16 protein-coding genes are annotated in these 11,855 nt (G+C 43.9%); 13 read left to right on the forward strand and 3 right to left on the reverse strand.

Annotated features, from left to right (window positions below; translation table 11 throughout):
- Window positions 1–10: 10 nt before the first annotated feature.
- On the reverse strand, window positions 11–328 hold the full coding sequence (locus Q5H80_RS17520; protein WP_304570671.1) for a hypothetical protein: 318 nt from the start codon (window positions 326–328) through the stop codon (window positions 11–13).
- 369 nt (window positions 329–697) lie between these two features.
- Between Q5H80_RS17520 and Q5H80_RS17525 the strand changes: the two genes are divergently transcribed.
- From Q5H80_RS17525 to Q5H80_RS17565, 9 genes are all read left to right on the forward strand, one after another.
- The gene (locus Q5H80_RS17525; protein WP_304570672.1) at window positions 698–1,327 is read left to right on the forward strand and encodes a PepSY-associated TM helix domain-containing protein; all 630 of its coding nucleotides are present in this window, start codon (window positions 698–700) and stop codon (window positions 1,325–1,327) included.
- A 70-nt stretch (window positions 1,328–1,397) separates the two neighbouring features.
- Complete coding sequence (locus Q5H80_RS17530; RefSeq protein ID WP_065680035.1) at window positions 1,398–1,916, forward strand: DUF2271 domain-containing protein; 519 nt, start codon at window positions 1,398–1,400, stop codon at window positions 1,914–1,916.
- 113 nt (window positions 1,917–2,029) lie between these two features.
- On the forward strand, window positions 2,030–2,866 hold the full coding sequence (locus Q5H80_RS17535) for a DUF4198 domain-containing protein (protein ID WP_304570673.1): 837 nt from the start codon (window positions 2,030–2,032) through the stop codon (window positions 2,864–2,866).
- A gap of 115 nt (window positions 2,867–2,981) precedes the next feature.
- Entirely contained in the window at window positions 2,982–3,317 is a 336-nt protein-coding gene (locus Q5H80_RS17540; protein ID WP_304570674.1) for a hypothetical protein, read from the forward strand.
- A complete protein-coding gene (locus Q5H80_RS17545) occupies window positions 3,314–3,874 on the forward strand; it encodes a hypothetical protein (RefSeq protein ID WP_304570675.1) in 561 nt (186 codons plus the stop codon). Before Q5H80_RS17540 ends, Q5H80_RS17545 begins: the two co-directional genes overlap by 4 nt.
- A 124-nt stretch (window positions 3,875–3,998) precedes the next feature.
- The gene (locus tag Q5H80_RS17550; RefSeq protein WP_304570676.1) at window positions 3,999–4,934 is read left to right on the forward strand and encodes a metal ABC transporter solute-binding protein, Zn/Mn family; all 936 of its coding nucleotides are present in this window, start codon (window positions 3,999–4,001) and stop codon (window positions 4,932–4,934) included.
- On the forward strand, window positions 4,934–5,668 hold the full coding sequence (locus Q5H80_RS17555; RefSeq protein ID WP_304570677.1) for a metal ABC transporter ATP-binding protein: 735 nt from the start codon (window positions 4,934–4,936) through the stop codon (window positions 5,666–5,668). Before Q5H80_RS17550 ends, Q5H80_RS17555 begins: the two co-directional genes overlap by 1 nt.
- The gene (locus Q5H80_RS17560) at window positions 5,668–6,543 is read left to right on the forward strand and encodes a metal ABC transporter permease (RefSeq protein ID WP_012600593.1); all 876 of its coding nucleotides are present in this window, start codon (window positions 5,668–5,670) and stop codon (window positions 6,541–6,543) included. Before Q5H80_RS17555 ends, Q5H80_RS17560 begins: the two co-directional genes overlap by 1 nt.
- Window positions 6,544–6,545: 2 nt before the next feature.
- Entirely contained in the window at window positions 6,546–7,469 is a 924-nt protein-coding gene (locus Q5H80_RS17565; protein WP_304570678.1) for an ABC transporter substrate-binding protein, read from the forward strand.
- 126 nt (window positions 7,470–7,595) lie between these two features.
- Here Q5H80_RS17565 and Q5H80_RS17570 read toward each other — a convergent pair whose 3' ends face one another.
- A complete protein-coding gene (locus Q5H80_RS17570) occupies window positions 7,596–7,826 on the reverse strand; it encodes a DUF2986 domain-containing protein (protein WP_304570679.1) in 231 nt (76 codons plus the stop codon).
- A 97-nt stretch (window positions 7,827–7,923) separates the two neighbouring features.
- Here Q5H80_RS17570 and Q5H80_RS17575 point away from each other — a divergent pair, with 97 nt between their 5' ends.
- Complete coding sequence (locus Q5H80_RS17575; RefSeq protein WP_304570680.1) at window positions 7,924–8,439, forward strand: GNAT family N-acetyltransferase; 516 nt, start codon at window positions 7,924–7,926, stop codon at window positions 8,437–8,439.
- Window positions 8,440–8,441: 2 nt separating this feature from the next.
- Window positions 8,442–8,837, forward strand: coding sequence for a nitrous oxide-stimulated promoter family protein (locus Q5H80_RS17580; protein WP_304570681.1), 396 nt, complete (start codon window positions 8,442–8,444; stop codon window positions 8,835–8,837).
- 120 nt (window positions 8,838–8,957) lie between these two features.
- On the opposite strand, the gene Q5H80_RS17585 is transcribed toward Q5H80_RS17580, so the two are convergent.
- Window positions 8,958–10,355 carry an MATE family efflux transporter gene (locus Q5H80_RS17585; protein WP_304570682.1) on the reverse strand — a complete coding sequence of 466 codons (1,398 nt, stop codon included), beginning with the start codon at window positions 10,353–10,355 and terminating at the stop codon, window positions 8,958–8,960.
- 50 nt (window positions 10,356–10,405) lie between these two features.
- Between Q5H80_RS17585 and Q5H80_RS17590 the strand changes: the two genes are divergently transcribed.
- Window positions 10,406–11,299, forward strand: coding sequence for a helix-turn-helix domain-containing protein (locus Q5H80_RS17590; RefSeq protein ID WP_304570684.1), 894 nt, complete (start codon window positions 10,406–10,408; stop codon window positions 11,297–11,299).
- A gap of 144 nt (window positions 11,300–11,443) precedes the next feature.
- Complete coding sequence (locus Q5H80_RS17595) at window positions 11,444–11,794, forward strand: winged helix-turn-helix domain-containing protein (RefSeq protein WP_369809726.1); 351 nt, start codon at window positions 11,444–11,446, stop codon at window positions 11,792–11,794.
- Window positions 11,795–11,855: the final 61 nt, after the last annotated feature.

Raw genomic sequence — 11,855 nt, forward strand, 5'->3', positions numbered from 1 at the left:
AAAATTCAAGTTAAAGGCTGCACATCTCGCCACTGTGTGATCCCGCAATGATCACTCCGCTTTGGTCTACAATCCAGTTAATGGTGCAGTCACGATAGGGGTTTTTGAAAGAATGTTGTATTTCACCATTCTCGAGTGACGTTTGAGTTTCTACCCAAGCAAATGTGCGTGACTCCCAAAATGTAACGGCTTGAGAGTGGGGCGTTAAATACAACGTTTGAGCATCTGCAATATTGGAACCGATGTAACTCTCGATATGTTCGTCAGTACTAACAATCTGGCTAGTACAAGCCGTTGCCAATACAGCCAAAGCTACAATAATACGCATTTCTAAATCCTTTTAAACTTGCATGGTTATGTCTGTTTTATAGTTAATAAGCTTAAACCACTCTTGAGCTAATCGTCATACCAATGCCCTTGATAGTGATCTCTGTTTTAAATAGCTTCAACATTGCTTTCTTAAATGCACGGAACTCTTACCAAACAGGGCCCATTCTATAAGCTCTAGAGCTCAGGATATCAACGTTTCCCACTTATATTGCCGCGATCCTTATACGTATTCAGTTCGATTGTTCTTCAGTTGATGTTATGTGAACTTCCTTGCGACGCGCGAGAAACGTAAACAATGTAAATTGAATGCCAATACGAATTATTATCAACTAAATTATCGCCATAAAATCTATAGGTACTGGTTTGTATGTCGTTAAAAAGTAGGGCAGTTCAATCATGGGCTCGTCGACTTCATGTTTATATTTCTATGGCGCTGTTGTTTGTTGTTCTTTTTTTTTCAGTGACAGGCATCACTCTTAATCGCCCTGAGCTATTTGAATCCAGCCAACCCAATATCCAACACTCTACGCTAACGCTTCCCACTAGTTTGTTTACGATCCAAGACGGTCGACTGAAAGCCGACGAGTCTGCTTTTGAAACGTTTTTATTTGCAGAAGCAAACCTATCTGGCGTTCCTTCGGGGTTAGACATCTATGCAGAGATTGAAGACGGTGAGTTGCTCATCGGTGAAGTGTCTATGGACTTCAAAGGACCTGGCTACAACGCTTCTGTGTTTGTCGATGTGACTTCTGAAATGGTGGAAGTCGAAATAACGAATTATGGCGTTATTGCATTGTTGAATGACCTACACAAAGGGCGTAATAGCGGTGAAGTGTGGAAGTGGTTTATCGATATCACTGCGCTGCTGATGATCTTCTTTGTACTGACTGGCGTGTGCTTACTGTTACCTAAGAAAAAGACACTGAATACTTCCATCAAATGGACGGTGTTTGGGTCTGCAATCTCACTTGCTATCTATTTTGTTGCCGTGCCTTAACTTTTAGAAGATTGATGAGTCGACAAGATGAATTAATTAAAGGTTAAACGGATTTAAAAGGTTGTTAAACATGAAAAAAATGAATTGGAGTAAGGCGCTTTTGGCTTTGTCTCTTTTGCCTAGCCTTGGAATGGCACAAGCGATTCCTGATACGGCGAAATTGGATGTGAATTTAGAGTTACCCAAGATTGATACCTCTATGTATGCGCGTCCTTACGTGGCGGTGTGGGTAGAAAACAGTGAACGAAAGTCAGTGAAAACCATTGAGCTTTGGGTCGGTAAAGACGAATGGCTAAAAGACTTACGCAGTTGGTGGAGAAAAGTTGGCCGTTACGATCGTGAACTTGTTGATGCTGTGACTTCTGCAACACGTCCTGCTGGTCAATATCGTTTCGTTTGGGATGGCAAGAGCGACAGCGGTGAAACCCTTGAACAAGGTGAGTATACGGTGCATGTCGAAGTCGTTCGTGAACACGGTGGCCGTAACTATCTTCGTCAAAAAGTATCACTAACAGATTCAAACGCCTCTTATGAATTAAAAGCAACGGAAGAGACGGGGAAAATTATCTTGAGCTACATTGCAAAATAATTAGCACGTCGGATAACACAAGCTGTGCTTTACAAGCGACAGAAAAATCAAAGGTTGGAATCGTAGGCGCCATTGAGCGACACGGTTGAAGATTACAAATAATGGAATTGAACATGATGAAACAGACAAAAATAAAGGCTCTTGCTCTTGCGGGTGTAATGGCGTTCGGTCTAGCAGCAACGACGACTGCACAAGCTCACCCTCGTTGGGTTTTGCCTTCTCATTTCACCGTTTCTAAAGAAGGTGGTGACTGGTTAACATTTGATGTGACGGCATCTCACGGTACGTTTGTTTTTGATAAGCCAGCAGGAAGTGATAAAGCATTCGTTATCATGCCTGATGGCCGTAACGAGCGTCCTAACTTCGTTGTAAAAGGCAAGCGTCGCTCAATGTTTGATTTCTATTTTGAGGAGGAAGGTACGCACAAAGTAGCGATCAACAACGAACCAACGTACTGGACACAGTACAAAGCGGGTCGTCGTGACACAGTAAAATGGATTAAAGCGACCAAAGCTGAGCGTGATGCATTACTACCTGCAAAATCACGTGACGTGGTAACTCAAGTTGGTTTCACTCGCGCAGAAAGTTACATCACAGTAGGCAAACCAACGGATTCAGTTTTCAAAATTGAAGGCAAGCTTCTTGAAATGAAGCCTGTTACACACCCTTCAGACATCGTTGAAGGCGAACCGGTGACATTCCAATTCTTCTACAACGGTGAAATCCAGAAAGACGTGAAAGCGGAAATTACTCGTGAAGGTACGCTTTACCGCAATCACCAAGAGCAGATTGATGTAGTGAGCGATGAAAACGGTGAAATCACGTTTACTCCAGACGTAGCGGGTCGTTACGTAATGAAAGCGAACTACAAAGGTGAGTTGGTTGACAACCCACTGGCAGACAAAGCAAGTACGAATGTGCATCTGACGTTCGAAGCATTACTTCAATAGTCGGTTTTATCGGGAGAAAGCTCCTGATTATTAGATAAAAAAGACAAGGGCTCATTAGAGCCCTTTAACGGTCAGTATACCACTGAAAATTTGTAACGTGGCGAGGGTACGAACGATGAAAATAACAATAAAAGCAAACACCATAATTGCCCCGAGCTTGGCTCTGGGGCTTGGTTTAGCGGCATTACCTGCGCAAGCACACTTTCCATTGATGAGCTGTTGGTTTGAAGGCAAAACGGTTGCCTGTGAGGCGGGTTACTCTGATGGTAGTAAAGCGATAGATTACGCAGTCGCGATGTACGACTATGAAGATAACTTGATAGCGAAAGAGATGACAGATAAACGCTCTATTGTCGAATTTCCAAACCCAAATTCTGAGTTTTACCTTGTGTTTGATTCAGGTCACGAGTTTCCTGTTGAAGTCGACGTTGTAGAGATCAAAGAAAAATGATGATTCAAAGTGTACGCGCTGACACAGGCGGAAGAGAGGGCAAGTGGGTTGGCCTAATCATTATATTCATCCTTTGTTTTGCGACGGTTGCTATTCCGTTTAATCAAGCAGAATCTCATATCGAAGTGACCCTTGATCACCAAGTCTTAGTGACTGATGTTGAGCAAGAAAACTTGGCGATGCTGTCAGAACTCCGTTTAGCTCATGAAGAGATTCGAGATCTTCGTATGGACTTAGACGGCGATTGGCCAAGTGTTATGTCGCTGAAAGGCGAATGGGTCGCGCCATTTGTTGAAGACCAGAGTTGGAAGCGCAAAGGTTCTCATGCTTGGCTATTGGACGAGCGTGGTTATTACTTCTCTACGCCAAACACTCATGGCTTCGCGGACTCCTTTATTTTGAACGCGAACAGTGTTTCTCCGGAAATCTGGATTTTCTTCGGTGGTGTCGCAAGCCAACCTACTCAATTTGATGAAAACACATTGGAATCCGCAGGCTGGAAACTGGTGGTGAACGAGTCAGAAGTATCTGAACAACATGACGCTGCTTCTCATTAAGCAATGTTTCAAACTTTAGGTTCTCATCAGCAATATGTTCAAAAAGAAGATGTTCACAAAATCAAGATGCTTACGGACTAATCAGCTCATTGACCATAAGTTCACAAATAATAAGAGATTTACTATGCGATTCATGACTCTATTGATGTCGTTAATGGCGGTGCTATCGACACCCAATGCATTGGCAAAAGAATACACAGTCGACAGCGATAAGTTGACGATAGGTATTACCCTACAGCCTTACTATAGCTACGTAAAAGCAGTGGTCGGTGACAAAGTGAACATCCTTCCTTTGGTTGATGCTGGCTTTAACCCGCATAATTACTTGCCACAACCGAATGACTTGAAGCGATTGAGCCAGATGGATGCAATCGTGGTAAATGGTATTGGCCATGATGACTTCGCATTAAAAGTCATTTCAGCTGCGCAACGTGATGATTTAATGGTTATTGAAGCGAACAAAGAAGTACCTCTACTTCCTGCATTAGGCCAGTCTGTTGGCCAAGGGGCGGTGAATCCACATACGTTTGTTGGACTTTCTACAACAATCCAAAAGGTGTACACCATCGCGAGTGAAGTTTCTAAACTCGATCCAAACAACGCGGCGTTTTATCGCAAAAACGCACGTAAGTACGCCAAGCAATTTCGCTTTATGAAGCGTGATGCGATGTTGTCATTAGGTGAACTCGATACATCAGGTATGAAAGTGGCGACCACGCACAATGCTTATGGTTATATCCTTCAAGAGTTTGGTGTGGATGTCGCGGCGGTGATTGAGCCTGCACACGGTGTTGAACCAAGTGCGAGCCAACTGCAAGATACGATCGAGAAGATCCGCGCATCGGGCATTGATGTCCTGTTTTACGAACTGAACATGCCTAATCGATTTGTGGATACGATTGAAGCCGAAACGGGTGTGCAGCTTTACCGTTTTTCTCACATGACGCACGGTGAGTATGAAGACGATAAGGTGGAAGTCGAAATGAAGAAGAACTTAGAAACGTTAATCGAAGCCATGAAATTTGCTGCGGCTAACCAGGCTAAAAGCGGGAAGGCATAATGCAAGGTCCATCGATTTCAATCAACCAACTCGGTCTGCAATACGACAACAACGTAATTCTGGATGATATCACGCTAGAGCTTAAAGCGGGTGAATGCCATGTGATCATGGGGCCAAACGGCGGAGGCAAAACCTCTTTGCTGCGTTCAGTTCTTGGTTTGACGCCTTTCTCTGGTCAAATCAATATTCATTGGCCAGAAAAGCCAAGCATTGGTTACGTTCCTCAAAAAGCGACCTTCGAATCGAGCTTACCTCTGACGGTAATGGACTTTGTACTGCTCAACCAAACAAGAATTCCGCTGTTTTGGCGTCGTAAGTCCAAGCAATTAGATCTTGCATTAGCACAACTCGATCGTGTGGGAATGGCGTCTCGTAGCGACCGCCGTATGGGCCAGCTATCGGGTGGTGAGCAGCAACGTGTGTTGTTTGCTCAAGCGTTGTTGGACAATCCAAGTTTATTAGTGTTGGACGAACCCACTACCGGCATGGATGAACAAGGCGTTCGTTATTTAGAATCGCTAGTTCGTGAATGCGTTAATGAAGGGCGTACCATTCTTGCTGTTCACCATGATGTAACCGCAGTACGTCGTCTTGAAGCGAATGTACATGTTGTGAATCGATTCTTGGTGGATAGTGGTTCACATGAACAAGTACTACACCCTACTAAAATCGAGAGTCTGTTCCAGCACTATAGCAGTGGATCTGCCATCACCAAATCGAAGGAGGTTGCGTAATGGAGTGGTTACGACAACTTGCCATTAGTGGCGTTGAAGCGGGTTGGTTATCAGACAGCTTCATGTATGCGTTTATGGTGAATGCACTCGTTGCCGCATTGTTACTTGGCCCGTTATTAGGTGGCCTTGGTACTTTGGTTATTGCAAAGCGTCTGGCATTCTTCTCTGAAGCGGTAGGTCACGCAGCATTAACCGGTATTGCTATTGGTGTTTTGCTTGGCGAACCACCAGAAAACCCAATTATTGGTCTGTTTAGCTTCTGTATGATCTTTGCTTTGCTTCTTCACTTTGTAAGAAACAGAACCAACGTGCCATACGATACCTTAGTCGGCGTTTTTCTTGCGCTCGCTTTAGCGGTCGGGGCGGCATTGTTGATGTACGTGGCACGTAAGATCAACATCCACATGCTTGAGAATGTGCTGTTTGGTTCGATTCTGACGGTAACAGATCAAGACTTAGCGATTCTCGCAGGTAGCTGCGCACTCATCATTTTGCTCTTGATACCGACGTTTAACCGTATTCTTCTCACTTGTATCAGCCCTGATATTGCGAAGGTTCGAGGTTACAACACCAGTTTCTACGACTACCTGTTTGTCATGATGATCACGTTAGTCACGATTGCTGCCGTTAAGATTGTGGGTGCAGTTTTGGTAGGCGCGTTGTTATTGATTCCAGGTGCAACGGCTCGACTATTAACCAAGCGCATGGGTAGCTTTGTGTTGTTATCAGCATTGCTAGCGACCATTGCGTGTTTGGTTGGCACGGTATTACCAATGGAACTTAAATTGCCAGTACCGTCGGGTGCTTCAATCATCATCGTTTCTGCAACGTTTTTCCTAGCGGCAACGCTATACCGAATTATAAGAAAGGCATAACTATGACTCCTTTAATGAATCGTATTTTAAGCTCAGTAAAAACAGCGGCTCAAGTGGGTGTGCATGGTAGTGTCTTAATGGCTGGATCTGTGGTGTCACTGAACGCTAACGCAGAAGACATCTTAACGAGCACACCTGTGACTTATGCATTGGCAACAGAGCTAACCAAAGGCACTGACATTACGACTGAATACCTACCACCAAAACGGTACGGTATTGATCGCTTACCTAACTGGTTTGGCACTAAGGGTGAAAGCAAGGTGCTTAAGTCAGGAGAGAAGGCGACCGTTGCGTTAACGCTGTCATCTATTTGGCAAGCGGATCCTACATTTGTATACGCAAGGCAAGGCAACATCCGTTTGGTTGAGGTGGATGCCGCTCAAGCGATTACACCGCGCGCACAAGGTGTTGCCGCGTTGACGCTATCGAGTGGTGATGTGTCTAAGTTCGCGTGGTTAAACCCAACTAACTTAACGCGCATGGCGGCAATTGTGGCTGACGACTTTAAGTTATTGTGGCCAGCGCAAGCAGAGACGATTGATAGCAATTTACAGCGTGTGATGCTTGATGTACGTGAACTGATTAACAAGCAACAAGCGGTATTATTGGATAACGACGTAGATTCAGTATTGTTGCTTTCAGAAAGCTTGGAAGATTTTGTTTCTGGTAGCCAACTGTTTGTTGAAGCACGTATGTTCAAAGCTGAATTGGAATGGACAGAGCAAGACAAGGCCAAACTCAAAGCGATGTTTTCTGAAGATAACGCGCTATGGTTAGTTACAGCGAAAAAGCCTACGACTTTGATTAAGTCGCTGGTGCCTAATGAGCGAATTCTTGTTGTTGACTCGGTAGACCGCTGGGGAAGAGCGGGGATTAATGCAAAAGCGCCGTTCGCACGTTGGGAAGTTAAACCATTCAAAGGTTAATTGAATAGCTAAGTCGCTAGGTTAATACGGTAGGATCAAAAAAGCAGCCCAAATAGAGGCTGCTTTTTTTGTTCTTGTTCGTTGCCTCTGGTCAGAGTGCCTGGCAAGAACACTGCGAGTTTAAACTTACTCTGCAGCTTTTGTTTCTTTAGTTTCGATACCAGCTTCTTCGGCTTCAACCGTTGTCTCTACTGAACCCTCAGCTTGCTCTAGAGCGGCTTTCGCTTGTTCTTCAGCTTCCATTTTTGCGCGATCAGCTTTAGAGATATAGCGAGGCTTGTTGCTACCATGCAGTTTAGAATTCGCCTGTTTCTGTCTTTTCTTTAGAATTTGATTGATTTTTTTCTTACGGTTCATTGCTGCATAGCCTTGTATTTAGTTTATGCGGTGGAGGATAATCATTTTAGATCTAGAACTCAATATTTACATGGTATTCAGCAAGGAAAATATCACTATGCAGGCCGTCGAGACCGCACGTTTACGATTAAGAATGATCACCCCTCAAGATGCGGCGTTTATCCAGAGATTATATAGCTCAGAAGATTTTCAGCGTTACATCGGAGACAAGGAAATTTCAGATACTGACAAGGCTGTTGAATACATCGAAAACAACATTCTGAAGATGCATAAAGAGAAGGGCGTGTGTTTACTGATGGTCGAAATTAAAGGCTCCTCAACAGCAATTGGTGTCTGCGGACTCATTAAAAGAGATACCTTAGAGTCTCATGATATTGGTTATGGTTTTGTCCCTGAAGTCTATGGGCAAGGTTTTGCATTGGAAGCGGCACAAGCGATAATTGAACAAGCTAAGCATAATGCTGATATCGATCATTTAGTTGCCATCACTACCTCTGATAACATTCGAAGTATCGCACTACTGACTAAATTAGGTTTTGCGTTCGAACGAGTTGAAGAGGCGATTAATGAAAGCGTCAATCTCAACCTGTACGGTCTCTTATTAGGTAATTAATCATGTTCCAACATAACAACCTTCTACAAGGCGAACTCGCAACGGAGTACAAAACCGTTATTGCGATGGTGCACATCTACTGCAAAGATCACCACGGTGCGGTTCGTCAGAATAACGCGTTATGTGAAGAGTGTGAGCAACTGTTGCGTTATGCAGAGACACGACTTGATAGATGCCCTTATGGCGAAGCAAAGCCGACCTGTAATAAGTGTCCGATTCATTGCTATAAACCAGACCCGAAAGAGCAGATGCGTTTAGTGATGCGCTATGCAGGGCCAAGAATGCTACTTAAGCATCCGATTTTATCGATTAGGCATTTGATTCATGAGAAACGGAAAGTGCCAGAGAAGCCACTGCCGAATGTGTCGAATCGCCATATCCGAATGAACAAGAAGTAACAGGCGCTTTAAAGTGGTCGCTGAAGAAACGAAAAAGGTCTGATTGCTCAGACCTTTTGTGTTTCTGCTAACTGCATTATCAGAAGGCAGTCTTGTAGGAAAAATACTTTATGTGTAAAGCTACACTGCTTGAGGCTCGTCGTAGGTCACTGTGAGATTGTTGATCCAGCGTCGGCTCAAGTAGCGGTGCGAGCATATTGCCAGTTTCACCACTTCTTCTACCAACATCAGACCATAGATGTATTTGAAATCCCATCCAGCGACAAACGCGCCGTAAACACACACTGGAATGCCAACCATCCACATAGCAATGAAATCCATGCGCAAGCAAAAAGCGTTATCACCACCAGCACGAATAATACCGTTAATGATCACCATGTTTAGCATACGAATCACCACTGCAAAACACATGATCATCATTGCTGGCGAAGCAAGCGGGTACAATGCATCTGTAGAAAGGTTTAACCATGATAGAACATGTTCTTTACCCATAAACAGTAGCAAACCAACGATAGCGCCAAAGCCAACCACGGCTTTAATGAATGTTAGACCCATGCTCATTGCTTCATCAAATTCATCACGGCCTAGCGAATGGCCAAGCAACACTGAACACGCTACGGAGATACCAAAGAAGATCGAGTAACACAGCGACTCAAAAGGCGCGAGCATCGAAAACACGGCAAGTTCAGTTGTGCCCATGTGACCGAAGATCATTTGATACGCCATCGTTCCCATTGCCCACAACACGGCATTCATCGTCAACGGTAAAGCAATACGACGATAAGACAGCCACAGTGACGGACGATGCGGTGAGCTTGGGGTGGTTAACAGCCAGTGCTTACGCATACGCATGTAGCTATACATCAAGCCCACTTGAATCAATCGCGCTAAAGTTGTCGCTAATGCCGCGCCTGCTACACCCATCGCAGGAATACCAAAGGCACCTTTAATAAGAACAAAGTTAAGCGCAATGTTGAGTGCAATAGTAACACCACCTAACAATAGTGGTGTTACGGTGTCACCTGATGAGCGCATGCTTGCCTCTACAACTACAACAATGTGAGTTAGAAGTAGAACAGGGAACCCATACCATAGGTAAGTCGCTCCAAGCTCAATCACGGTTTGATCGCTAGTTTGCAACATCATTAAAAACTGAGAACCAAGAGTGATGATTGCTGTAACAGGCAGCAGAACTTTTAATCCAAACATCATAGCGATGGAGGATACGGTTCGCGCGCTTTTTCGGTCATTCTTTCCCCAGTATTGAGCGACTAAGGTTCCGTTTGCTGAGGCTAACCCTGCCATAATCATAATCGCAACGAAGTGCCATTTTGATGCAATTCCCACAGCCGCTGCTGCTTCCATACCAAAATCACTGACCATCAAGACGTCAGCAAGGGCAAGAATAGCAACCAAGGCACTTTGCAAAGCAACAGGTAAACCAAGTTTAATGATACGAGGTAATATGCTATCTGGCTTGTTATTCATAGATGAGTTAGGGTTGATGTTAGTTGTCATAAGCTCTCCGGTTTATGGCAGAACTATAGTGATTTGAGTGAAGTAATAACATGTTTAAAAAACAACAAAACCTGTGCAAATCCGTCATCGATACCATGAAGCCTAAATCAACGTGGCAAGATGAGGTGTTTCTCGCAGAGCAATGTAAAGAACGTTTTTTGACCGTTGAAGATATCCCAGAGATGAAAAGCTTTGGTGTATATATGGGTGGCATGGCAAAGCTGTATGATGCGTATTGGGTTGAACGCGAATCAGTGAATGTTCATACCCTGATTTTTACTCAAGAAGGCGGCGGTATCTTAACAACCGCGACCTCAGTAAAAGCCATCACACCATACACGCTGGTGGTTCTTCCTGCAGAAACCCCATTTCGTTTTGAACTCGAGCCTCAATATAACTATTGGAAAATGGCCTGGATGCTGACGCCCGACACCCCGCAGTGGCAGCACATAGCAAGTTTAGGCCAGGGGATTGTGCCTTTCGGAGAGTGTGAGCAAATCTGGTCACTGATGAACTTGGTTTACTTTGAGATAGGGGGCCGAGCCAGTTACCGTAAGTTGCTCTTAAGTGAAATTATCCGAACACTGACGGGGTTTGAACCAAAATCGACCAGCACCACCGCACGTGTTCAAGCACTCTATAACGAGATTGAAAGTAGTCTTCACCAACCATGGACCGTCGCAGGTATGGCTGAAAGGGTCTTTATCAGTGAAGAGCAACTTAATCGAGTCACCAAGACGCTATTCGATCTATCACCACGCAGCAAGTTGATTCAATTACGGATGGATAAAGCAACCAGTCTTCTGAAATACCAAGATTGGTCGGTTTCTATGATTGCCAACCGACTTGGCTACAAAGACCCTTATAATTTCTCACATCGTTTCAAAAAGCATTTTGGCTTATCCCCAAGCCAATATCGAAAAAGCCATCGACTTACCGGGTAGTGCTGGTTGTATACTAAAAATTTGTTTTTTAGAACAATTCCACAAGATCAATTTTGCAGTAAATGTACGGTATTAAGTGATCCATCAATTTAGTATTTTTCTATTATTCGATAATGTTGGAAGTATTTTAGGGGACGGCGGTTTATGAAACATGAGGAATCCATGAAAAAAATAGCGAATTACGTAGACGATTTTAAACTTCCGTCTAAGTGGATTCTAAATAATAAAGAATTTCAATCAGGTACGAAAATCGTACGAAATCAGGAGTGTGGGACGATTATAGGAACGCTTGCTGAACCTCATCGTAAGGTGCTTTTTTACTTGTATCAAAACAAGGGGACAGTGATCAATAAGCAAATTTTGAAGCGTATAGGCTGGATGGGCAAAGCCGTGACATGTGCTTCAGTACTGGTTGCTATCTACGAGATAAGAAGGATCTTAGACTGTCATTGTATACAAACGGTTTCCAACGAAGGGTATGTAATGGAGGATTAATTATCTTCCATTTATATCCTGTTCATATATTAATAATAAAAATTTAATCTCTTTACCGTAC

Source organism: Vibrio sp. SNU_ST1, from assembly GCF_030563405.1.
Lineage (GTDB): Bacteria > Pseudomonadota > Gammaproteobacteria > Enterobacterales > Vibrionaceae > Vibrio.